The 25,874-nt window shown below is 43.4% G+C and carries 15 protein-coding genes; 3 read left to right on the top strand and 12 right to left on the bottom strand.

Annotated features, from left to right (window positions below; all coding sequences use genetic code 11):
- Positions 1-372: 372 nt before the first annotated feature.
- On the top strand, positions 373-2,388 hold the full coding sequence (locus tag GO495_RS25660; protein WP_157302808.1) for a glycoside hydrolase family 19 protein: 2,016 nt from the start codon (positions 373-375) through the stop codon (positions 2,386-2,388).
- Positions 2,389-2,490: 102 nt separating this feature from the next.
- The gene (locus GO495_RS25655; protein ID WP_157302807.1) at positions 2,491-2,862 is read left to right on the top strand and encodes a hypothetical protein; all 372 of its coding nucleotides are present in this window, start codon (positions 2,491-2,493) and stop codon (positions 2,860-2,862) included.
- Positions 2,863-2,949: 87 nt separating this feature from the next.
- Here GO495_RS25655 and GO495_RS25650 read toward each other — a convergent pair whose 3' ends face one another.
- From GO495_RS25650 to GO495_RS25595, 12 genes are all read right to left on the bottom strand, one after another.
- On the bottom strand, positions 2,950-3,273 hold the full coding sequence (locus tag GO495_RS25650) for a YdhR family protein (RefSeq protein ID WP_157302806.1): 324 nt from the start codon (positions 3,271-3,273) through the stop codon (positions 2,950-2,952).
- An 80-nt stretch (positions 3,274-3,353) separates the two neighbouring features.
- Complete coding sequence (locus GO495_RS25645; protein ID WP_157302805.1) at positions 3,354-3,926, bottom strand: Crp/Fnr family transcriptional regulator; 573 nt, start codon at positions 3,924-3,926, stop codon at positions 3,354-3,356.
- A 336-nt stretch (positions 3,927-4,262) separates the two neighbouring features.
- The gene (locus GO495_RS25640) at positions 4,263-6,599 is read right to left on the bottom strand and encodes an ABC transporter permease (protein ID WP_157302804.1); all 2,337 of its coding nucleotides are present in this window, start codon (positions 6,597-6,599) and stop codon (positions 4,263-4,265) included.
- Positions 6,600-6,705: 106 nt separating this feature from the next.
- Positions 6,706-7,104 carry a response regulator gene (locus tag GO495_RS25635; protein ID WP_157302803.1) on the bottom strand — a complete coding sequence of 133 codons (399 nt, stop codon included), beginning with the start codon at positions 7,102-7,104 and terminating at the stop codon, positions 6,706-6,708.
- 2 nt (positions 7,105-7,106) lie between these two features.
- On the bottom strand, positions 7,107-9,056 hold the full coding sequence (locus GO495_RS25630) for a PAS domain-containing protein (RefSeq protein ID WP_157302802.1): 1,950 nt from the start codon (positions 9,054-9,056) through the stop codon (positions 7,107-7,109).
- A 102-nt stretch (positions 9,057-9,158) separates the two neighbouring features.
- The gene (locus GO495_RS25625) at positions 9,159-11,342 is read right to left on the bottom strand and encodes a Gldg family protein (RefSeq protein ID WP_157302801.1); all 2,184 of its coding nucleotides are present in this window, start codon (positions 11,340-11,342) and stop codon (positions 9,159-9,161) included.
- Entirely contained in the window at positions 11,336-12,256 is a 921-nt protein-coding gene (locus GO495_RS25620; RefSeq protein ID WP_157302800.1) for an ABC transporter ATP-binding protein, read from the bottom strand. Before GO495_RS25620 ends, GO495_RS25625 begins: the two co-directional genes overlap by 7 nt.
- Positions 12,256-13,632 (bottom strand): RagB/SusD family nutrient uptake outer membrane protein, encoded by a 1,377-nt coding sequence (locus tag GO495_RS25615; RefSeq protein WP_170302727.1) that lies wholly within the window; start codon positions 13,630-13,632, stop codon positions 12,256-12,258. The genes GO495_RS25620 and GO495_RS25615 overlap by 1 nt, the downstream gene beginning before the upstream one ends.
- An 11-nt stretch (positions 13,633-13,643) precedes the next feature.
- Positions 13,644-17,243 (bottom strand): SusC/RagA family TonB-linked outer membrane protein, encoded by a 3,600-nt coding sequence (locus tag GO495_RS25610; protein ID WP_240915327.1) that lies wholly within the window; start codon positions 17,241-17,243, stop codon positions 13,644-13,646.
- Between the two features lie 163 nt (positions 17,244-17,406).
- The gene (locus GO495_RS25605) at positions 17,407-18,540 is read right to left on the bottom strand and encodes a FecR domain-containing protein (RefSeq protein WP_157302797.1); all 1,134 of its coding nucleotides are present in this window, start codon (positions 18,538-18,540) and stop codon (positions 17,407-17,409) included.
- Positions 18,541-18,599: 59 nt separating this feature from the next.
- Positions 18,600-19,190 (bottom strand): RNA polymerase sigma factor, encoded by a 591-nt coding sequence (locus GO495_RS25600; RefSeq protein ID WP_157302796.1) that lies wholly within the window; start codon positions 19,188-19,190, stop codon positions 18,600-18,602.
- Positions 19,191-19,233: 43 nt separating this feature from the next.
- The gene (locus tag GO495_RS25595) at positions 19,234-23,343 is read right to left on the bottom strand and encodes a hybrid sensor histidine kinase/response regulator transcription factor (RefSeq protein ID WP_157302795.1); all 4,110 of its coding nucleotides are present in this window, start codon (positions 23,341-23,343) and stop codon (positions 19,234-19,236) included.
- Between the two features lie 253 nt (positions 23,344-23,596).
- Between GO495_RS25595 and GO495_RS25590 the strand changes: the two genes are divergently transcribed.
- Positions 23,597-25,873: a glycoside hydrolase family 31 protein gene (locus GO495_RS25590; RefSeq protein WP_157302794.1), complete on the top strand. Its 2,277-nt coding sequence runs from the start codon at positions 23,597-23,599 to the stop codon at positions 25,871-25,873.
- Position 25,874: the final 1 nt, after the last annotated feature.

The following is a 25,874-nucleotide window of genomic DNA, read 5'->3' as shown; positions in this document are numbered from 1 at the left end:
CGTGTACAGTATTAAAATGAAGTGGAATTTATGTATGAGAAGGGTTTATCACACCCGGATTATTACGAAATATAGGATGGCACAAGTGTCTTTGAATTTAGATTTTCATTTTAGTGAACCAGAACAAAAATATACAATAAAATGGGATATCAAAATAGTTGTTCAATTTTTATAGGATATAAAAACTAATATTATTGTGGGCAGGAGAGCTGTACGGCTCTATTAATATTATTATCTTCGTAGCCTCAAAATTTCCATTATTTAAACATTGCGCCGGTTTCCCACCCTTGTTTTTAATAATGTACACCTGTCCGTATCATCTGTTGATGAATGCGTTATGATGTTTTTTTGTCAAACCTAAAATAGATATCTATGAGAACCCTTGCCTGTTTACGGCGAAGTATGCTTGCCGTATTGTTTTTTTGTTGCGTGGCAACAGTAAAAGCCCAAACCTTTTCAGACGTTCTTGCCAGTACAGACTGGGACGTATTTTTTCCACACCGTTTTAATCCCGATGATCGCACTGGTGCGGGAACATTGCCTGCTACTGCGGCGAAGGACTTTTACTCTTACAGTAATTTTGCTACCGCGGTGAGCCGTATGGCTAACATTAAGATTATTTCAGAACGCCGCTGTGGTACGAATGCCTATCGTCTTACCCGTGTAGATAAAACTACCGGTGCTTCTGTCGTGATCCGCACAGATGCGGATTTCAGTGCGTCCACGAACATGATCATCACCGAGACCATCGACTATGCCACCTTTGCGGGTGATGGTGATCTCACTGTCCGCAAACGCGAACTGATGGCATTCCTTGCCAATATCTCCCAGGAGACCACTGGCGGCTGGCCTACTGCCCCTGGCGGGCAATATGCCTGGGGGCTTTATTTCCGGGAGGAAGTGGGCTATGAAGGCACTACCAATATCGGGTACCGCGATGAAACGAATACCCAGTACCCGCCAGCGCCTGGTAAATCTTATCATGGCCGTGGCCCTATCCAGCTAAGTTATAACTATAACTACGGACAGGCCAGTGAGTTCATCTTTGGTGATAAGAACGTGTTACTTGCAAACCCTGAAAAGGTGATCCAGGATGGCGTGATCGCTTTTGAAACAGGTATCTGGTTCTGGATGGCACAGCAATATCCAAAGCCTTCCTGTCATGATGTGATGATCCCTGGAAAGTTCACACCTACCGCAGAGCAGTTGGCAATTGGTCTGAAGCCAGGCTTCGGTGCTACCGTGAATATCATCAATGGTGGTATCGAATGCGGTGGGACAGGTGCAGAGAAACCTCAGGTTGTTAGTCGTGTTGGCCATTATCAGCGTTATACCTCCCTTAAATCAGTAAGTCTTGAACTGGATGGCGGTAATAATGCAGCCAACTGTGGATGCGCTAATATGGGCAGTTTTGCTATTGATAATGCAGAGTGCAGCAAAGTGACTTCTTTATCCTTTACTTCTCCTGCCAATGGTATTCTTAGTGTAACAAGCCTGGCGCCTGTTACATTAACTGTGGCCAAAAATGATCCGCGTAGTGAGATCACACAGGTGTATATCAAAATTAATGGTCAGCGTATTGCCGGTACTTCTGTACAGTTTACGCCTGCTGCTTATCAGGCTTATACGGCTACTGCTGTAGGTCTGCGCACGGGTAAAGACTCTGTGGTAGCTTCTACGACCTTTGCGGTGTACAATACTTCGACGCTGGCAGGCTGTTCTTTCCTGCCAGTATGGGATGCAACTAAAATATACGAGGCGGCAGGTAACATTGTATTGTACAATAGTGTGGTGTACCGCAACCAGTGGTGGGCAGGAAGTGCCGATATTCCGGGCACCAACACTACCTGGGCTATTGTAGGTAACTGTAACGGCAACGGTGGCGACGGTGGCGGCAATGGCCAGTCATGCGGCACTGTAGTGGGCTGGACGACCGGCAACATTTATCTGTCCGGCAACCAGGCGGCGTACAACGGCAAAATCTACCAGGCCAGATGGTGGACACAAGGAGAACGACCAGACCTTAACTCCGGATCCGGACAGGTATGGCAGTTCATCAGTAATTGTCCTGCGAGTGCAGCAAGAGTTGCGGCTATTGCTGAAACGCCATCTACCTCTTCAGATAAGGTAATTGTTTACCCTAACCCTGTTTCAGGAAGCACTTTACAGATCACTGTAAATGCAGGTACACAGGAGAAACTGCTGGTATCTCTTTTAGATGTGAAGACAGGGCAGCCTGTATTGCAGCAGGTGTACACACCAGCCGGCAAAACTGCGCAGAAAGTTCAGCTGGATATCAGCCATGTTCCAACTGGTGTATGGGTGCTGAAAGTAACAACAGCACGCAATGAGCGCGTAGGAACTGTTAAAGTGGTAAGGATACAATAAACTATTATTTGCAGGGAATTGTAACCAAATGCATGTCAAATGCGTTTAATTACAGTTCCCTGCTTTTTTACAGCAGGGGTCATTAAACCTAACGATGTCATTATGAAATTTAAAGTACTTATTTTGCTGGCTGTAGCATTCGCTGGCTGTAGCAGAAAAGCATCTACTGATCAAAACTGTATCAAATACGCGGACGTCTACGTAACTGAGGTACAAAAAACTGCAACCAACAACCCCAGCGTTTCCTTCCAGGTGAACAGTGGTTGTGGCCAGTTCAACAAATTCATACAAAAGAGTGAAGGGAATACCCGCATCATCAAAGTGCAGGCAGTATATAAAGGATGTATGTGCACAATGGATATGCCAATAAGAACTACCACTTACACCTTCACAGAAAAGACCCCCGGAACATACTATCTGAAATTCCTCTCCGAAGAGAATAAATATATTATTGATACTGTTGTTATCAAATAACTAAAAGAGGCTGTATCAAAAGTATGATACAGCCTCTTTTTATTCGGGTACCTGATGGAGACTTATAGCCATTTAGACGACTCTCAATCATTTGTAAAAGGGTGATCCCATCTCACGGCTAGCCTCTTCAACTATATCTCCATCAAAAATTTTCACCGTCAGACTGGCATTTGCATTTTTCGCTTGTTGCGCATATAACCCGGTAGCAAATTCTCTCGCGTTTTCTTCAGAATCGAATTCGTAAAACCCACCTATGGTATGTGTTCCAATACCCAAAAGCCATGTTTTCGCTACCAATCCTCTTACCTCTTTAAGCTGCTCATTCACCATACTCCATAATTCTTTGGTAAACTGCGGAACGGCCGTTTGAAATTCTCCATAGAGAAAAACCCTTCTGATTGAATTACTCATTGTAATATTTTTTTGCTTTCAAAATGATATAACAAAAGTAGGAGAAGGATTAGCAGCAAATGTTGTCATATGACAACATTTCAGAGTTTAGCTTTCAATTTACTGAGTGTGGAGTTTGTCATACCTAAATAAGAAGCCACGGCCTTGCTGGAAATCCTTGTCAGCAGCATAGGTTCATGTTCCAATAGCCATCTCAGCTTATCGACTCCATCCATACCAAGAAAACTGTAGATCCGCATTTGAGCATGGATAAAGGCAAATTCAATCGTCTTATTATAAAACAATCTAAACGGAGCATATTTTTCGGTCAGATTAAAAAATGATGCCTTGTCAATAACCATGAGTTCTGAAGGTTCGTGTGAAATAAGTATATCTCTCGAAGGTTTTTGAGTAATTAAACTTGTAATTGAAGTAATGAAACTATTTTCGAAGGCGAAATAGGCAGTTATCTCATTCCCTTTCTTATCAATATCATATAATCTCAGGCAGCCTTTATTAATAAAATAGAAGTGTCCACAAATACTTCCCTCCCGCTCTATTATCTGGTTGCGGCGAACTTTTATAAACTTAAAAAATTGCGCCACTTCTTTTGACTCCTCATCATTTAGTAGTATATTCTTTTTAAGGAAATCCAAAAGTGATAAGCTATTCATAATTAAAAAATTTCTTCTAAAAAAAAGCAAAGGAAAAAATGAAGGTCTTTTTATGTAAAGATAGTCAAAGTGTTAAGAAGAGGGTTGTAAATATTCCAACTGATGTTAACGGTGCAAAAATATAGATGGCCGGTGAATATGCTGCGAATACCGGGAGAAACTATATCAGGATGGATACCGGTAGTGGCAATGATAAGTTGAACAACTATTATGTAAGCTGTGGCTTTAACTATCATGGCATCATAGCGGCGGCAGCAAGCGATGGGTTACCTGCGCATGATAAGGAAAGCACCTCAGGGCTTTTCTCTGGTATAAGTGATGAACTGAAAAGTAATCTTAGTCCGCTTTTAAACTCTTCACAGGATTCATTAATGCGGCTTTCACGCTTTGGAAACTTACGGTTAGTATGGCGATACCTATTGTGAGGATAGCGGCCAGCACAAACATCCACCACTCGATATTAGTTTTATAGGCGAAGTTCTGCAGCCACTGATTCATGACGTACCAGGAAACAGGGAAGCCGATTAGTAGAGCGATTGCAACGGGCTTTAGGATGTCTGTAGAGAGTAGGGTGATGATGTCCGGGACAGAAGCGCCCAGTACTTTACGAACGCCTATTTCTTTAGTGCGTTGCGCCGCTGCAAATGTAGCCAGACCAAACAATCCCAGGCAGGAGATAAAGATCGCTAAGAACGAAAAATATCCTGTTAGCCTGCTGACAATCTGCTCACTTTTGTATAGCTTATCAAATTCCTGATCAGAGAATTGATAGAGGAAAGGGAATTTAGGATTTAATGTTTTATAGATATTTTCTAAGCTGACCAGCGCTTGTTTTGCATTACTGGTACGTACCAGGATAGTTCCCCATTTAGGGTTCAGGTCAAGGCGTACAAAGAGGGGCTCAATAGCCTGATGCATGGAGTTGAAATGAAAGTCTTTCAGTACACCGATAATATTCCCATTATGGCCGTCCCAGTAAAATGGCTTGCCAATGGGATCTTTATATCCCATCTTCTTCACCGCAGTTTCATTCACGAGATAAGCAGTAGCATCCGTGCCAAAATCCTCTGAGAAGTCGCGACCGGCAGCTAATGTAAGGTGCATGGTTTTTACGAAATCGTAAGCCACCGCTGCATCAGAAAAAGAAACTTCCTGCGTGGGGTCTTTCCCTTCCCAGCCAATACCACCTTTCTGATGACCAATCACCGTGGGGGACTCTTTCATCTTTGAAATGGAAAGGATACCGGGCATTTGTGCCGCTTCTTTTTTAAACAGGTCGTATTTGGTAATGAGATCTCCTTCAATAGGAATATACAGCAGGTTCTCCCGGTCATACCCAAGATTCCTCGTTTGTACATAATTGATCTGACGGTAGATAATGATCATGCCCACGATCAGTATCACAGAAAAAGAGAACTGAAATACTACCAGGCTTTTCCTGAAGAACATCGCCCCTGTGCCTAATTTCAGACTGCCTTTTAAAACACGTAAAGGATTAAGAGAAGATAAAAATAAAGCAGGATAACTACCGGCAGTAAAACCGGTTAATGTAAGTATACCCAATAACGTTAGCCAGAAAAACGGCTGTGTAACAGGCAGTATTAAATGCTTACCAGTAAAGTTATTAAAAGCAGGTAAAAGGAGAAATACCAGTACAATGGCAATGATAGCAGAGATGAATGTAATCAGTATTGCTTCCCCTATAAACTGCATTATCAGTGAAGAACGGACCGCCCCCACTACTTTCCGCACACCCACTTCTTTTGCGCGCTGTGTAGAACGCGCTGTAGCCAGGTTCATAAAGTTGATACAGGCGATCAGCAGGATGAATAGTGCTACCAGGCTAAAGAGATGAACGTATTCGATACGACCTCCATCGATCTGTCCATTCTTAAAATTGGAGTGAAGGTATTTCTCGGAATAAGGTTGTAAATCCAGTTCCCTGTATCGATCATATTTAGCAATAAACCCCTTTATTTTATCTGCTACCTTAGCAGGATCAGCATCCTTACGCAATTGCACAAATGTAAAAGGACTGGTGCTTTCCCAGTGATTCGCCCATTCATTGTCCCTGGCATAATCCTGCCAGTTCCTGAGGAAATCAAACTGCTGGGAAGAGTTGGCCGGTACGTTTTCAAAGACTGCCGTTACCTGTAAATCATCCTTATTCTCATAACGGATAGTTTTACCGATAGCCTGTTCCGGACTACCGAAGAACTGTTCCGCCATCTTACGGGATATGCTGATCGTATTAGGGCCATTGGAAGGAGTTCCCAGCAAAAGAGGATAACTGAACATCCGCAGGAAATCAGTACTGGCGAAAGTACCTTCCATCTTATAGATCTTATCTTCTGCTTCAAACGTGTACTTGTTATTCCTTTCCATGCTACTGGCATATTCCACTTCAGGGACCGCCTTTTTGAGTTCGTCTGCCAGTAATCCCTGGGTAAGGTAATTAGCCTCTGTTTTGCCATCATATGAGCGTCTTTCGTAAACCTGGAACAGCTGATCGCTATTGGCATGAAAACCATCTACACTACGCTCGTCCTGCACCCATAGAAAGATCAACAGGCTGCAGGTAAGACCCAGCGCCAGTCCTGATATATTGATAATAGAAAAGGCTTTGTTACGGATCAGATTCCGCCACGCTATTTTGAAGTAGTTCCTGAGCATAGTATGCAAAGGTATAAATAGTGTGCCACTTTCGTAATGTTATAACTAACAATCAGTTATGGTAATATTAATGGGGGTATGTGTTCGTTTACGGTACAAATATCGTTCACTTTTGAACAAATGCTTCCAGCTCTTTGATAGCAGAAGCGTTCAGTGGTTTATTGAGGTACATGCTTACATAAGGATTCTTATTCGCCTTAACCTGGTCTTCTTCATGCATAGATGTTGTAAGCATCATAATAACGCAGCTCTTTTTGATGATCTCCGGCAATGTCTCATAAGCGTCCAGGAATTCAAACCCATTCATCTCCGGCATCATAATGTCCAGAAATATAAAATTAGGTAATTGCTCAGGAGAATCTTTCAATGATAATAAATAGGTAAGGCCTTCCTTCGCAGATCCAAGACAAACTACTTCTTCAGAAAATGCATATTTTTTAAAAACCCTCTCAGCAACATATCTGTCGACCGGATTATCGTCAATGACCAATACTTTCTTGTACATATTTACGAATTTGGGATATAAATAATGAACTCGCTTCCTTCTCCAGGATCGGATATCAGCTTGATATTACCATGAAGTTTAGTGACGGTTTCCTTTACAATATACAGCCCGAGTCCTGAGCCGATGGAATTACCGGATACCCTGTAGAAAATGTCAAATATTTTTGATTGATTGTTTTCGCTGATGCCTATGCCATTATCTTTAACTGCAATTATTACGCCTGAAGCAGAGGTCTGAATATTAATTTCAACGAACGGGTGAGTAGCGTCCGGATTGCTATACCTGATGGCATTAGAAATAAGGTTATTAAGAATGATATAAATCCTGCTCTTATCTGAATAGAAGATAAATCCTTCGTTGATGTTCACTTTTATATCAATATTAGCATTGCCAGCCCCCATATATTTCAGATGACTCAATACATCAGCGACTATTGTATCAAAAATTATTATATCTCTTTTTATATCAAGTCTGGAGTTTTTAGAATAATCCAGGATATCCAGGATAAAGCCATCCAGCTTTTTAATACTTCCTTCCAGTAAATCCAGGTCACTGAGAATGGAAGGGTCTGTTACATCTGACTGAATAAGTTGCAGTACGCCCAGCATGGAAGAAAGCGGCGCCCTCAGATCATGTGAGACACTGTAAACAAAGCGGTCCAGTTCCATATTAGACTTCTTCAGATCTTCATTGGTGGCCCTGAGCGCATCTAAATAATCCATCCGCTCTGTGATATCGCGGAAGTTAACGATCGTTCCCTGCACAGCTGGTTCATGCATCAGGTTAGTCATAACGCCTTCACACCAGATATAGCTACCATCTTTTTTAAGTCTTTTATAATTGATCGTTTCTGTTTTTCCCGTATCTTTTAATAATTCATTCCATGCATTTTGTACAATATTTTTGTAATCGGGATGAATGAATTGAATGTCTTTGTTGCCAATCACTTCTTCTGGTGTATACCCGGTGATACGAAATAAAGAATCACTTGAAAAAATAATTTCCCCTTTTTTATTGAGTATAAACATCGCATCAGAAGAATGCTGAATGATGCAACGGAATCTGTATTCGCTGTCTCGCAGCGCTATCTCAGCTTCTTTTCTTTTAGTGATATCAGAAGTAGCGCCATCTATCCTCATCAGTATCCCATCTTTTAAAGTAGGTGTCAGCTTGGATTCCAGCCATCTTATATCTCCGTTTTTATCACGGGTACGATAAATTAATATGCTGGACCGCCCTGCATGAAGATCCGTCGTTACGGCCTCAATAGCCTGCTTGTCTTCATCAATTATAAGATCAAACCAGAGATTGGGGTTTTGCTGAAATGCTTCCATGGGATAACCATACACTTTCTCGCAGGCAGGAGACATCTGTAGTTGCTTCATGGTTTGCATATCTACGGAAAAGAAGGCTTCCTGCATATTTTCGAAAAGGGTTCTTAACTCATTATTGGCATTTACGAGTTGCTCATCTGCCTTTTTTCTGCTGGTTATATCTTTTATAGTACCAAACATCCTGTATGGTTTTGATGTTGTGCGGTCTATCAATACCTCGGAACGGGACTGTATTATCTTTTTAGTTCCGTCCGGTAATATGATGCGGTGTTCAGTATCATAAGGGATACCACTGTTAATGGCCAGCTCTACTTTTAAACGCATGGCTTCTACATCATCAGGATCTAAACAGTTGAAGAAAAATTCCGGTGTAGCCGGGAAAGATTGCGGTGCGTACCCCAGTATGCGATATGTTTCATCAGACCATGTCAGGTGATTATTTATGATATCAAGCTCCCAACTGCCGATATGGGCAACTTGCTGTGAGGCCTCAAAAAGCGAGCGTTCTTTTTCATATCGATCATAAGAATCACTGATAACCTCAAGAAATGCAGATAAATTTTCAGGGATATGATCTCCCAGATATTGCTCAATCTGTAGCTGCAAAAGCGTATTCATACTATAAACAAGGATAACATATTAAACGCCCGGTTTGTTGACCGGGCGTTACTATTATTGTGCCGATATAATACGAATTTAAGATAAGTGATTCAATTTCAATTACTTCCTTTTTCTGCTAACAAGAGTAAAAACGCCAAGAGATATTATTAAAAGGGGGATAATGCCCAGGAAAATCAATTGTAACGTATAAATCTCTTTCCTCTTAACCAGAATAGCATCATCAGTAGTGGCAACTCTGCTTACATCAATAGGGAAGGAGCCGTCAGTGAACCAGTTAAACAGCGCCATACTGAATCTGTAATTGCTGCTGAAGAGCACATTGCTCATGAAATCAGCATCTCCGGATATGACGATCTTTTGCTTGTTCTTTTCCAGGGATAACGCTATCGGAAATACAGCCTTCTGATCTCCTTCTCCATATTTTACATCCGTAGTTGTAAGGTCTGCCGGCCCCGGTTTATTCCATCCGGTAGCCGGACTTGACAACAATGTATCTGCACGGAATCCTCCGGAGGTGTCGTATTCCAGTGCGGCTGCGGTAGGAAGGACCACCCTGTGTGAATAGAGTTTGTCCGGCGTATCATCTTTGTTCGGATTAACCAGCATGCCTTCTTTCATATGAACACCCAGTTGTTCCAGTACAGGGTTCAGCAATGATTGCCTGCCTGGCTCTCCGGTGATCAGCATATTCCCGCCCTTCCTGAGGTAAGCGGTTATTTTATGTTGTGATAAGTCGCTCAGTGGTGTTGCAGGATCTGCCAGCACCAGCGCTGCAAGGCTGTCAGGGATCTCGTCTTTATCCAGGTCTATGCTGATAACATCAAAGCCCTGGTTGATGAGTGAATGCCTGTTCTTTTTCTCCGTACTGATCAACTGGTAATTACGGTCGCCTTTCTTATCAATGCTGCGCTCATTATTCCCTGTGATGAAAGCTACTACAGGTACTGGCGCCAGCAGGCGCTTGATAGCCGCTGTAATCTCTGCCTCACCGGGAAACTGGTCCATCTCATTGTACAACCGCAGCCAGCTGCTTTTACCCTTATAAGTGAGCACCCGTACCAGGTTGTTATCTTCGGGTTGAAGATTGATGCGCTTCCTGATTTCCGCCGGTGGCATAAACATGCTGAGGTCTATGCCCATATTATCAGCTACCTTTTCTGCAATCTGTTTAGTACTGAGACCGGTCAGGTCTCCCTGGTAAATCATATTGCTGTTATCTTTCAGATCGGTGACATCGTAATAATATACATAGTCCATTTCCAGGCCCGGGATGAAGCGCTGATACTGTTCAAACCTGGCGTGATCGGTGTTCCTGGATACCGGAAGACCCGCATATACGTTCTGGTCCAGCAGGTTTACATACGTAGTGATACGCAGCGGGCCTTTTATCTGCCGGGCTACAGCCCGGCTGTTTTCCGTTAATGTAAGGTTTTTAGTTGCGGTCATATCCAGGTAGCCGGTGAGGGCAGGCCTTGAACTGATATAACCCAGCAGCAGTGTTGCAGAGAACAGCAGCACATATTTACCGGTCCGGGTACCTGATTGCAGACGCAGTATACACAGCCAAAGGAATAATACGATGATGAGGATAAAGTAAAGGACATCTTTGGTGGTGATCAATCCTTTCAGCATATCATCTGCCCTGCCTGAAATAGAGAGAAAGTAAGTGAGGTCTCTCACAAAATTAATTTCCTGCCCTATATTCCCTACAAAACGCAACACTGCAAATACAGCCAGGGTACTGATGGCCGCTACTACCTGGTAGGAAGTGAGGCAGGACATGAATAGCCCGATAGCCGCATAGGTGCAGGTCAATAAAAATAAGCCGGTAAGTCCGGATAATATTAAGGTTATATCCGCATCTTTGATCAGCACAGCACCTAAGATAGAGTAAGCCGTAAGGATGAGCATGAGCAAGGTACAGTAAACCACCATCGCCAGGTATTTACCCAGAATGATCTGTTTGATTTTAACAGGGGATGATAAGAGCAGTTTGATAGAACCGCTGCTGGTTTCCCTGCTCATAAGCCCCATTGTAAGCAATGGTATGTACAGGTAAAGGGTTTGCAGTACCTTATCGAATAAACCGTTTAAACCAGGGAATATCGCAAAGGTAAGATCGTTCATATGGCTGCCCATAGACAATGCTTCGCGCAGGCCCTGGAACATACCAAAGAAACCTATACCACTTTGTATCATGAAGATCGTCAACACTAACCACGCCACCGGAGAATAAAACAGGATGCTGATTTCCAGTTTGGCGATCTTAAATATTTTTAGCATGAATTTTTATTGGAGAGTTGTGCGAATATCTCATCAAGTGAGCTTTTTTCCAGCATGATTTCAATAAGCTGCCAGCCTTTCTGTACACTTAATGTTATTACCTGTTGGGAGAGGGCCGCAGAAGGGTGGAAATGCATCCTGAAGCTCTTATCACTCAGCCGTGTGACAGTGGTAATGCCGGGGATGGCCATCAGTTCAGCGATTGAAGGCGGTTGCTCCATAGATACCAGCATAGAATCCGGCAGGATATAATTATTAAAGGCTTCCATGGTATTGGCAAATACTATTTTGCCGCCCTCTATCATAATTACATCTTTACAGGTGGCCTGTACTTCAGATAATATGTGAGAAGAAAAAATTACAGCGCGGTCTTCTGCTATCTCCCTGATCAGCTTCCTTACTTCCAGTATCTGGTTTGGATCAAGACCATTGGTTGGTTCATCCAGCACCACTAATTTAGGCTGATGGATGATGGCCTGTGCAATGCCTACCCGCTGGCGGTAGCCCCCGGAAAGGTTCTTTAATAACCTTTTACTGAAATGTGCTATTCCGCATTTGATCTTTACTTCTTCTACGGCTGTACGTACCTTTCCGGAATCTATATCACGGATAAATGCACAATAGGTGAGGTATTCATCTACTGTTAATTCAAGATGTAAAGGTGCATGTTGTGGAAGAAATCCCAGCAGTTTTTTGGCCTGTTCGGGAGCTTTATGCAGATCTATCCCATCAATCAACACCTTGCCATCTGTCTGATTTAACACACCGCAAAGGATATTCATAGTGGTAGATTTACCGGCACCATTAGATCCTAAAAGTCCTAATACCCCCTTCTGATTAATCCCGAAATTAATATCCCTGATGGCCCAGTCTTTACTGTACCTGTGAGACAGATGTTCTACTTTTACAATCATTATCTCGCATTTTGTGGCAGGGAAGAATTCGTAATTACTTCCTGTGGGATTAATAGAGTGTATCTGCTGTCATTGGCCGGCAGGGTAAAGGTTTGGGTAGCACCATCCACCACTACGGAGCGACTGAGATCTGTTTTAAACCGTACGTCTTTGTTGAGCCTGCGCAGGTCTGTCCAGCGTTGTCCACGCATAATCAGTTCCTTCCTTCTTTCTGTCAGTACTTTGGATAAGGCTTCATCTGCATTGGCTGCAGTCATATCAGTATAAGTGCCGGATACCCAGCGGCTGCGTAATAAGGTATTCAGGTCTGTCATGGCTGTTGCCGCATTTCCTGCTCTGGCATTACATTCTGCGCGTACCAGGTATAACTCGTCTACTGTAAGTCCGGTGAATAATGTAGCACTCGTACCCGGCTCATAGTTACCTGTAAAACGGAAAGTTCCTTCATTGATATCTTCATTAGGCTTAAAGAATATTGTTTTTCTAAGGTCATTATCATCATAAGCACTAATGAAATCAGTATTGATTTTGGCCACGTTGCTGAATGGATTACCGGCGCTCAGTAACGCATTGTTGCCAAGGATAGAATGAAAAATCACTTCTTCATTATATCGGGCAAAAGGAGTACCGCTTTCTGTATCAAGGGTATTGAAATCCATCAATGTGCTTTTCAGCGACAGCGCGGTATTGGCACTGGTTAATGCATTGGCGTAATCCTCCATGGATAAATACACCCTGGCCAGCATGGCATAGGCAGCAGCTTTTACGGGTCTTGAACCAATGGGGGCCGTTTCATTGAGTAAGGTACCTGCTTCTTTCAGGTCTGTTATAATCCTGTCGTACGTTTGTTGAACGGTTCCTCTTCCCGGTACATCATTCACGTCGGATTTTAAGTGAAGCGGAAGCCCGGGGTCCTGGTTACTTGTAGTACCGTAAGGTTTAGTATATAGCTGTGCTAAATTCCAGTAAGCATATGCCCTTAAAAATAAAGCAGCTCCACGGAGATTGCCGGTAATGCTTGTCTGGTCTAATTTAGCCAGCGCTTCCAGTACTAAATTGGTATGGTATATCTTTTTATAAGACGCTACCCATTCAGTAGACCCGGCGCGGATAGCGCCAGGTTCCCATGCATAAAAGCTCTTATCTTCTATGCTGGTATAAGTATCGTTATAGGTATCTGAACTGATGTAATATCCATCTGCGGAATATTCACCATCATAAGGATAATTGCCATTGAACAGGTCGTAATTATCCAGTACCAGCTGACAATCGCTGGCAGTTTCTATCAAAGATTCCGTACTTGTTTTTTTAATGTCCACGTACTTCTGGCAGGAAGTAAATGTGAAGATTAAGGCGATATATATTGATGCTTTCATGATGTTCATTATTAAAAGTTAGCAGAGAAACCGAGGCTGTAAGACTTCGGTACAGGTAAATCAAATACTTCCGGATCAATACCCTGTTTATTGGCTTTCCAGATAATACCCAGGTTGTTGGCATTGGCGTAAATCCTTGGGTTTTTCAGGAATTTTATCTTTAATGAAGGCATATAGGAAAGATTGATCTCCTGCAGGCGGACATGATCTCCTTTTATAACATTGATATCTGAATAATAATAGAAATTATCCCTGCTCTGATCATTGGATGTTACTGCTGCAGAAGGCACATTGGTGATCTTTTCATCACCGGCTTTCTGCCATCTGTTCGCATATTCTTCTCCCTGTAATGTACCTGTAGAAGTAAAAAGGGCACTGTATTTAACGACCTGTGTAACAGGCCTGCGGATATAATAACCCAGTTTGTATAACAGGTTGGCAGAGAGCGAAAAGCCTGCATACGTCAATGTATTACGGAAGGAACCATAAAACACCGGTACTGCGGAACCAAAATAATGTGCATCCGCAACAGGTGCATTCTGAATAGCCCTGTAATTGGCGCTGCCTGCTGAATTATTGGAAATGGAAACAACTTCTTTGTTTACATAACCTCTTGGATCTCCTGTAAGTGGATCGAGCCCCGCCCATTTATATCCGAATACCCTTGATAAATCAAATCCCTGGTTATAAGATCCGGAGCTGTTGCTTACTACAGAACCTGCTGTATTGGCAGAGGATGCATACAGTTTACTTACTTTTACTCTGTTATAACTGAAAAGGAAATTACTGTTCCATCTGAATTTACCGGTTTGCAGATTTAAGGAATTTAAAGTGAGATCAATTCCATATCCACTTAAATTACCTGTATTATAAATAGCGTTGGTATAGCCGGTACTGGGGTCCAGTGCGCCATTGGCCAGCAAATCTTTTGTCTTTTTATTATAGTATTCCATGCTACCTGACAGTCGTTCTCCTTTTACGGTATAGTCTATGCCCAGGTTAAAGATGCCTGTTTTTTCCGGTCGTAATAGTGAGTTGGAAACGGAACCGCTTAACTGTGTTTCCGCATAAGGCACTCCGTTATTACCGTAATTGATATAGGTGATAATTGGCCTTGCTATTACCAGTGGGTTTACGTTCCCATTATAACCAAATGTGGCCCTTAATTTTAACATAGAGAACACAGCAGGATGATAAAACGCTTCATTACTGATGTTCCAGCCTGCACCTACAGAGAAATAGGGAGTACCTTTTTTATTTGTTCCCTGTCCGAATTCACTGGACAGATCTTTACGGGTACTGGCTGATAATGTGTATCTCCTGTCATAAGTATATGCAGCATTGGCATAATAGCTGAAAGTCCTGATTCTGGTATCAGTAAAAGCCCTGGCTACTTTAGGGATATACTCTCCATTGTAGCCATTAAAATCTTCTGAGAAAAGGATAGGTACTAATTTGCTGTAATCAATATTAGCGTTGTTCTCTTTTGTTCTTTCATTATAACCATAGTACTGATCTGCTTTTGCTAAACTATAATTCTGTGCAATATCAATACCCGCAATTGCAGTGACCTGGTGTTTATCATGAATGGTTTTATCAAAATTGATTTGTCCCCTGGCAGTCTGGTTAGAGGATTTGGTAAGATTAGTCTGATATAGTCCGCCCAGAGGAAGACTTCTTACAAAATCAGGTACATCCTCATACGTCTCCGGATCTGTAGAGTAAGGAGAAGTAGTAAAGTAGTTGATGAGATTACGCATGTAGAATGAGTTCTGCCTGTAAAGGGTATTGTCTTCATCCCTGCCGTTGTTGTAATTGTATGTAAGCTGGAAAGACAAACTTTCCAGTAGTCTGTAACTGGCGCCCAGGTTAATGTTTACATTCTGCGACTTCACCTTGTTATATCCTTCATTGATATCTTCCAGGGGTTTATACCGGAAGCTCAGTAATTTATCTCCGTAAGTGCTTTCCATCAGGTCTATTAAACCCGGACGATAAGTTTTACCGATCGCCAAAGGATTGCCGGCATCATCTGTTAAACGGGTATAGGGATAAAAGGTAGCATCGGTAGCGCCGGTAATTCTGTTCTCCGCCGCCTGGTCATTCGTACGTTGGAGATTATAGCTGATATTAGCCTGTAATTCCAGGTTTTTAACAGGTCTTGCAGCCATATTATAGCCGATAGCAAAGCGGTCTGCACCGGAGCCTTTAGTATTGTTGATGCTTTTGTCATATCCCCCGGAGAAGCGGTAGTTTACTGCTTTGGAACCGCCATCTGCAGCAAGGGAATAACTTTGCGTAACCGCATCGCGTAAAAAGTAACGGGTATAATCCCTCCTGATATCATTACTGCGCAATGCATTTATCTGCGCCATGGCCTGCGCCTCTGTTAAGGTGTTCTTATTCTTCCAGGCATCCATGATTTCAGCCACGGGAGAAACAGGCTGCTGTCCGTATAATTGTGAAATATTAATTTCGGGTAGTGGTCTGTCGGCAGTGGTGAACTGTAACATCTGGGCATCTATAAAATCGGGGATGCTCATGGTTTTGTTATAGTAGAGGTCTATCTTTTTAGTAACACTTACATTGCTGTTGAACGTCACCTGCAGGGGTCTGTTATAAGCGCCCTTTTTTGTTTTTACCACTATTACCCCGTTGGCAGCTCTTGATCCCCATATAGACGCGGCAGCAGCATCTTTTAAGATGGTGATGCTTTCTACGTCGTTAGGGTTTACTTTATCAATGGAGTAGGGGCTGGCAATACCGTCTATCACCACTAAAACCTGTCCGCTGTTATTGGCAGTGCTATAGTTCAGGGTATTTTTTCCCCTGATAGTTAAATCTGTTAAAGGAGATTTTTTAGCATTGGGATTACTGGAGTTGGCCGTCCGTAAATCATTACGAAAATCCATGCTGGTAGTAATACCTTCCAGTCGCCTTAATAAATTAGGATCTGTACTATGTTGCAGTTGTTCTTTGGTAATGATCTCAAAAGAACCTGTTGCACGTTCTTTGGGAATACTCTGATAACCGGTGCTGAAGGTGATAGAAGCAGTATCTAATGACATTGTCCTTACCTGGAGAGAAATGTCAAACACTTCTCCCCCTGTAATCTTTAATTCTTTTGTATAATAACCTACGCCACTTAATACCAGTACATCTCCCGGATGGCCTGTTACATCAAACCTTCCCTGTGCATCTGTGATCGCACCCATGGAATAGCCTTTCACTGCTACGCTGATACCCGCGAGTGGATGCCCATCGGGACCTTTTACCAAACCCGTCACAGGCTGTGTTATATCCTGTTTGGCGGGTGTTTCGCTTTTGCTGATAACAATCGTATTCCCCTGGATCTCGTAATTGAGGCCCTGTGGAGAGAGTATCGTTTGTAAGGCCGTTTTTAAGGGCATCTTTTTAAACTGTACCGTTACAGGTTTGCTATGTTCCAGGTCTTTCTTATCATAAAAGAATACAAAACCTGTCTGCTGTTTAAGCGAGGCAAATACAGTCGTTAATGGTGATGACGCCGTTGAATACGTCACTGTCTGATCAGGTGATTGCGCGCTTACCTGTAAGAATGAAACGAGTAATAACAGAGCCGTTAATTTCATGACCGGCAGCATTTTGGTTGACAACCGGGCGTACAGAAGCCGGTTGCAAAGAATGTTTAATTGCATACTTTTGCAGTGTTTGGTTGAATAAGCAGTAATGAGCCTGTTTGACCTGAACTAAAAACCGGGAAGGAGTCCAATCTGATCCCGGTTTTATTTATAATCAGGGATAAATAATCACCCTGTTCCCATTTTCAAGTTTATAATTCACATGTGTTTTACTTAATACTTTCATCACCTGTGTAAAGGTGAGGCCCCTGCCTATTTCCCCGTTAAAGGCCCGCACCGGTACATTGCCTTCATACACGACTTCTATATTGTACCATCTCGATAACTGACGCATAACTGTTGGCAGGTCGGCATCCGTAAAGGAGAACAGTCCGTTCTTCCAGGCAATTGCCTGGGAAACATCTGCGTTGTTCACCAGTTGTAAATCACCGGCTTTACTGATCCTGGCCTGCTGCCCGGGTTTCAGTATATTGCCATTTACCCGTACAGCCCCATCTATCAGTGTGGTGCTGACAACTGCTTCATCGGTATAGGCATTTATATTAAAGGAAGTACCCAGTACGGCTATTGTATTGGCGCCTGCCTGCACCGAAAAAGGTTGAGCTGCATTCTTTGCTATTTCCATGTACACTTCTCCCGTAACAGTTACCCTGCGGTCTTTGCCCAGGAATGCCGTAGGGAAGCGGATGGAGCTTTCTGCATTCAGCCATACTTTACTGCCGTCAGCCAGGATGATCTGGTATTGCCCGCCTTTAGGCGTACGAATCGTATTATACAGCACTTCTCCGGGGTTAACACCACTATTGTAAGACAGCGCACCTGCATCCACTTTCACAATCTTAGTATTACCCTGTTGTGCCAGTGACCCGTTTGCTGCACTATCCAGTACAATAGTGGTCCCGTTCCCTAATGTAAGGGTTGCCTTATTGCCCCCGGGTTGAATATCCTGAGGTACATTAATGGCAATGTTATTGGTTGGTTTCTGATGATACAACAGGTAAGTGGTGCTGCCTATAATAGCCAATATAGCAGCGGCATAGCGTAACCATCTGTAGGTAATAAAATGGCGTTTGGGCGCTACTTTATCCACCTGTAATATTTCTTTTACTGCCTGGTCCCAGTAGGCATGATCATAAGGGTGGTCCACCTCTCTGCTGTGAAAGGCATGGAGCTGCTCAATCAGTTCTCCTGACTCATCATTGTTGATCAGTTCGCGGATTCGTTGGTAGTCCCGGGCTGATGCCATGCCCTTTTCGACCAGCTCAAGTAAATTGCTTAGTTCATTCACTATTCTCTGGTTTTATAATCCCCCATTTATATCTACGTCCGCCGGGAAAACAAAAAGTACTAAGAGTTTTTAAAATAATTATAGATGATCAGTATTAAAGGTAGTTCGATCCCGTGCCTGGACAGGAATTCCTTTATTCCTTTGCCGGCATTATACAATGTATTTTTTACGGTTTGTACTGAAAGGTGCAGCCTTTCAGCTATTTCTGCATTCTTTAAACCTTCTTCCCGGCTTAAGAGGTAGATTTTTTGTGTCTGAGAGGGTAGTTGTAAGATAGCCTGTTTTACCAGCCGGGCCGTTTCGGCAAAATTCACGCTTTCTTCTGTATCGTTAGAGGAGTCCGGCAGGGCCATGGTGGCATTGTTTCGTACGGATTGCTGCTCCAGCCAGCTATAGGCGCGGTTATATACGATTCTGAAGATCCAGTTCCTGGGGGTGTCGATAGTAGCCAATTTCTCACGGCTTAGCCATAGATTTAAGAAGATATCCTGTATAATGTCCCGGGTGACGGCCTCTGATTTCACCATTTTTAAGATGACCGGCTCTATTTGCGGAACGTACAAATGGAACAATTCTTCAAACGCAGGCTCATTCCCTTCTGCTATGAGCTGGAATAATTGCCTGTCAGATTGTAAGTGATTATCGGTCAATTCTTAATTATTAAGAAATAAAAATAAGAATATTTGCCGAAGATCAGCCTGCCTTTACCTTCTTGAGATGAACACTGGGCGGTACCCCGAACTGCGCTTTGAAGCATTTACTGAAATAAAAAGGATCATTCATCCCTACCTTATACGCTACTTCTGCAATGGTGTAGTCGCCGGTATTCAATAATTCCGATGCTTTTTTAACCCTTACCAGCCGGATATATTCATTGGGAGAATAGCCCGTCAGTCCTTTGATCTTCTTAAAGAATAAGGTACGTCCCAGTTTCATGGCAGCTGCAAATTCATCTACTGAGAATTGCGGGTTATCAATATTCCTGTCTATGATCTGGTTCAGCTTATCCAGGAATTGCTGGTCGGCTTCATTCTCCGAGATATGTACGGTAAAGAATCCCGGATCATTGGCAAAGCGTTTACGGATCTTTTCCCGCTGTTCTATAATGCGGATGATATTGGTGAGCAGGAAGCGGATGCTGAAAGGTTTGGTAATATAGGCATCTGCCCCGGCATCAATGCCTTTCAACTGATGTTCCCCGGAAGACAGGGCTGTTAACAGCACTACCGGGATGTGGCAGGTCTGGAATTCACTGCGGATGCGCTGAACGATTTCCAGTCCGTTCATCTCTGGTAACATTACATCACAGACTACCAGGTCCGGGGCCAGGGCAATAGCCTGTGCCAGTCCTTCGCGGCCGTTATTGGCTGTATGGATATGGAAGTAACGGCTTAATGAAGTACTGAGATATTCGCAGATATCAGGGTTATCTTCTATGATCAGCAGGTGATATTTGGAACTGGGAACAGGCAGGTCTTCTGTTTCATTGATATATGGGGCCGGGATGTTCACTGCCGTCATATCCGGACTTACTATTTCTTCTGCCGTATATTCATTTGTTATAGGTAAGGTGATGGAGAATGTAACACCTGCATCGGGGTTATTACGGAAAGAGATAGACCCCTTATGTAGTTCTGCCAGTTCTTTGGTAAGGGATAAACCTATGCCCGTTCCCGTAGGAGAGAAGTTCAGTTGTGTGAACTTCTGAAATACCAGGTGTTGTTTGGCAGGTGGGATAGAAATGCCTGAATCTGATACATGGATTTGCAGTTCCGTATCTACCTTCACCTGCACTACTATATGTCCACCCGCCGGTGTGAATTTGAGTGCATTGGAAAGCAGGTTGTACAGCATTTTATCCAGCTTGTTGATATCTGCCAGCATACAATGCGACGGCACGTTGCTATGGAACTGAAGGGAGATCTGTTTTTGTGCAGCCTGCTCTGTGAAGCCATCACAGATATCTTTCAGAAAAGCAATGACATCCGTTTGTTGTACACGTAACAACATACGCTTGTGCTGGATTTTGCGGAAGTCCAGGAGCTGATCTGCCAGTCGCATGAGATACGTGACATGCTTCTGCATCATATGCAGGTGTTTACCAGGCGCCATACTTTCCATGGCGCTCATGATCAGCGACAGAGGCGTACGGAATTCGTGAGAGATATTGGTAAAGAAGTTGAGTTTGTATTCTGTTAATTGTTGTTCCAGTTCAACAGCATGTTGTAAACGGGAAATACGTTTGGTGATATAACGGATGCCCAGGATCAGTGCCATCAACACTAATAAATATAATCCTATGGCCAGGTTAGAGCGCCAGAAGGGCGGGAGCACGGTAATGTGTATGCTGGCTTCCTGTTTACTCCAGGTACCATCATCATTGGTACCTCTTACCCGGAATGTGTATTTCCCGGGAGGAAGATTCCTGTAAGTAGCGATGTTATAACTGGATGGTGTATTCCATTCGTCTTCATAATTATTCAGTATGTAAGTATATTTATTCTGTTGTGGATTTTTATATGCCAGAGAAGCAAACTCAATGCTGAATATTTTTTGTCCGGGTTCCAGTGTAATCTCCCCTGTAGCATTTACCCGTTGATTGCCGGCGATATTAAACCCTGTAAGGATCACCGGGGCATCCGGGCTTACTGTCTTCAACTGTTCCGGATAGAAGCCGTAAAAGCCATTTAAACTACCCATTAACAGTTGTCCGTTGTGTGTACGGAAACAGGAGGCTTCGGAAAAAAGATTGCCCAGTGTGTTATTGGCAAAGTAAAAGATTTCGAAAGTACTTTTCTCAGGATTAAAACGGGTCAGACCATTTTCTGTACTGATCCATAGATTTCCCTGTAAATCTTCCAGCATACCGTTTACGATATCATGAGAGAGCCCCTGTTGTGTGGTATACGTCCGGAAGTTTTTCCTTTTAGGCATAAAACGGCTGAAACCACCACCGGTAGTGCCTATCCAGATACGTCCCTTATGATCTTCACAGAGGGTCTTAATTTCATTGCCCGGGCTATAAGTAGTGAAAGCAGCGTTACTTCTCAGCAAGGCTTCCGGATCAAAGACCAGCAAACCATTATTGGTACCTGCCCATATACGGTTGTCTTTGTCCTGTAGCAGGCAGCGTATATACACGGGTGTTTCATTGCTGTTGAAGAATTGCCGGAAGGAGATATTGTTGCCGCCTTTGTAAACAGCCATGTGCAGGCCGCTGCCAAAGGTGCCTATCCACATGCGTTGTTGTTTGTCCTGCATAATGGTGTATACCAGCCGGTTTGAATTGCTGCTGGTATCTCCCGGCGGCAGTTCAAAATGCCTGGCCGATTGCTGTAGTGAATCGCGGTGAACAATGTATAATCCATTCCCTTTGGTGCCTATCCACAGATATCCTTTTGCATCTTCTGTAATACAATAGATATTAGAGCATTGACCGGGGAGGAGATGTTCCAGTGAGCGGATCTTTTCCAGTTTGTTATTATACAGGTATAAGGTCCCGTTGCGGGTACTTACCCAGATACGGTTATAGCTGTCTTCATAGATAGTTTTAATACTGTTGATGGTGTATCTGCCGGCGGATTCCTCTTCAGGAAATATATGTGTTACATTGAGCGACTGGGGAACAATTTTATTCAGCCCGGTATGTTCCGCGCCCACCCATATCAATCCGGAGCGGTCTTGTAATATGCTGAGTAAATAGTTTGAGCTTAACCCGGTACTTTTATCAGGAGTAGAAGAGAAGTGCTGCAAATTGCCGCTTATTTTATCAAAGCAATATAAACCTCCTCCATAAGTAGAGATCCATGTATGATGTTTATTATCTGCGGAGAAAGCATAACGGCAATCATCTATCAAACGTATTACAGCAGCAGGTATCAGTTCCAGACGTGTGGTCTTTTGTATGGCCGCATCGTAATACCAGACAATGCCTGTATGGTTATTGATCCAGATACCTTTTTCCTGGTCCGTGATAATATCGATATGACCAGTAATTTCATCTTTTAACAGAGAGGATGTTTGTCCGGATAAAAGATCTGCTATATACACACCGGATTGCTGTGTACCCAATAAAAGGCGTGAATTGGGCAGCAGTGCTGCATTTGTAATATGTTCAGGCGTTACAAAATGTTGTCCGCCAAGCGTGAATATACCATTTTGCCGGGTGATGAAATATACCTGTTGCTGATCTCTGATAGCTTGTATGTAGTTGCCTTTGCCTGCATCAGCTAACATTCCGTTATCCAAACGGAATAAACCGTTGGTGGTACCTATCCAGATACCTTTATCTTCAAATATAAAGTTAACCTGTTTGTTATAGGTATGGGTGATGAAGTGCTTTTGCTGTTTCTGAATATGCAGACAGCCACCTGCCTTACCGTATAACCAGATGTCGCCGTTGGAAGCCTCAAAGAAGTGATCATAATTTTTTACCAGGGAATCGGGCTGATATTCCAGGAAAGTTTCTTTTTCAGGATCAAAGCAATGGAACCTGCCTTCCGCTGTTTTAACCCATATGAGTCCCCGTTTATCTTCATGGAGTTCCCTGATCCTGTTATCACTGATGCCATTGGGCCGGTAAACGATGAATTTACGCCCATCATAGCGGTTAAGCCCGTTGAGGGTGCCTATCCATATAAAGCCCTTTTTATCCTGTAAAAGGCAGCGTACGGTATTCTGGGAAAGTCCTTCGTGAGTGGTCAGTTGTTCCAGACGGATATTGTCAGGATCGGAAGGAGCCAGTGCATAGGAATGCCCTGCCAAAAACAGCAGGCAGTTAAGTAGCCATTGGTGCAGTCGCATAACGTTTCTCTTTGCCGGCCTGTGGATACCGGATGGAATTTATAAAGTATTCATTCTTGTCTATCAGCAATATAAATAAATAGAATGAGAAGTCCTTCCTATAGTGTCATATGTACACTACCCTGCACGTTTTTCCAGTGATTTGTCAATTTTTCCATGTTCCGGTTACATTTTTACAGGCATTTTTACAATCCTCCATTGTAATAACAGGGATGGAGCAATACTTTTGAATATCTAACAGATAACCACGTTTATGATCAGGTCTGCTTTACTATTATTGTTTATTATAGTTTCATTTAATGTACATGCGCAACAATCTTATCAGATTTCCGGCCTTCGCCTGGAATTCTGTACACCTTATATGTTCAGGGTGAGTGAGAAAAATGCCGTGAACGAACCCTGGATGGTAACCCGTTATAACTGGGATTCGGTGGAGGTTAAAATTATTGAGGAGGATAAACAGGTAAGTCTGCAAACGAGCGCCTTAAAGGTGGTGATACACAAGCCATCCTTGAATATTGATGTTTACAGTGTTGACGGGCGCTTATTATCAGCAGAAAATAGCAGTTGTCATAAACAACTGCAACCTGATGAGCATTTTTTTGGTTTTGGGGAAAGGATGGACTTCCTGGACCAGCGGGGAAAAAAGGTAGCCCTGAATGTAGGCAGGGGGACTGGTACACCGCATGCCGTAGGGGCTTATAATGTCCTGGCCGCTAATTACAGTCCGGTCCCGTTTTTCATGAGTACCAAAGGATATGGCATCTTCCTGCATACATCTTACGCTTCTTCCTGGGACATGGGGAGTACCAAAGCGGATGAATATAGTTTCAGCGCTGCCGAAGGTCCTTTGGATTATTATTTCATTTATGGCCCCCGCTTTAATGCCATTCTCGAACAGTATACTTCATTAACAGGGCGCTCTCCGCTGCTGCCCGAATTTGCGTTTGGCCTGCATGCAGGTACTTACAGTGGCGGTACCTGGGGATATGAGCAGTCCACTTCTGTTGCTTATGTACTGGAACTGGCCCGCCGTTTCCGTGAGATGGGCATTCCTGTCGATATCCTGTTCCTGGATTCTACCTGGCGCCTGTTTGGTAAGAATGGAGGCAAAGGGGCTACCTCCTTTGAATGGAGGGAGACCTTTCATAATCCCAAAGGGATGTTCGACAGCCTGTATGCCATGCATTTTAATATGGTAGGACTGCATATCCGTCCACGGCTGGATAATGGCAACCGTTTCCGTTTGCTGGACAGCGCAGCCGCTTTGGGCTATACTTACCCGGAAAAGGATAATCCGGGAGAGTTCGTGAACTTCTTTGATACAACTGCCGTAAACTGGTGGTGGGCACATGCTGCTATTAAAGTAGCAGGCATTGGTGCTAAATTCTTTAAAACAGATGAAGGCAGTGCGTTTGGCGCACTGGCTAATGAGAGTAATAAGACAGGGCCTTCCGGACCGGAAGCACAACGCCTGCATAATATATTCCCGGTGGCTTATGCGAAAGCAGCGTATGAGAAGTTCGCTGCGTACAACCACCTGCGTGGTATAAACCAGACCCGCGAAGGATATGCAGGTATCCAGCGTTTCCCTTTCATTTTTGCGGGCGACTGGCCAAGTGAATGGCAGTACTTCGAACCGGTTATCAAAGCGGGATTGAATATCGGTTTGTCCGGTGTGGGTTACTGGGCGCATTGCATGGGCGGATTTGAACACCCCGCAGACCCTGAGTTGTACATCCGCTGGTGCCAGTTTGGGATGTTAAGCCCTGTAGCAATGGTGTTCGGTATGGATCATCCCGGGTATAAAGAACCCTGGCATTATGGGAAAGAAGCCCTGGATAATTTTAAGAAGTACGATGAACTACGTTACAGCCTGTTGCCTTATTTATATTCCAATGCTTATGAAATGTATCGGACAGGTACACCGCTGATGCGGGCGCTGGTACTGGAATACCAGGATGATCCTAATGTTTATAATATCACGGACCAGTATTTATTAGGCAGCAGTATCATGGTATGCCCGGTTACACAGAAAGGCGCTGTTACCAGGGTCGTATATCTGCCTGCCGGGAAATGGATTGATTACTGGACAGGGGAAATCTATGAGGGACGCAGGTATGTGAATGCACTGTCCCCGTTGGATAAACTGCCCATTTATATAAAAGCAGGCAGCATCATCCCCACTCAACAGGTACAACAGTATGTGGGGCAGTTGAAGAAAGAGAAGATCACACTGGATATTTATCCATCTGCTGATGGCCATTATAATCTATATACAGATGACGGAAAAAGTATGGGTTATCAGCAGGGAGAATATGCACTTACGGAAATCACCTGCGATACGAATGGAAAGATTCATATAGCCGCACCGGTAGGGAAATATCGTTCATCAGTAAAAACATTTACGTTAAAGATTCATACGGCAAAGCCTGTGATTCAGCCTAACTGGCAATATGATGAACAGACAAAATGTTTGTATATCAATGATATCCCTGCTGATAAAGAAAGTACGATAGAAATAAACTGAC

Origin of the sequence: Chitinophaga oryziterrae (genome assembly GCF_009758125.1) — a bacterium.
Lineage (GTDB): Bacteria > Bacteroidota > Bacteroidia > Chitinophagales > Chitinophagaceae > Chitinophaga > Chitinophaga oryziterrae.
The sequence above is the reverse complement of the archived record's forward strand: the minus strand, read 5'-3'. Positions and strand labels throughout refer to the sequence as shown.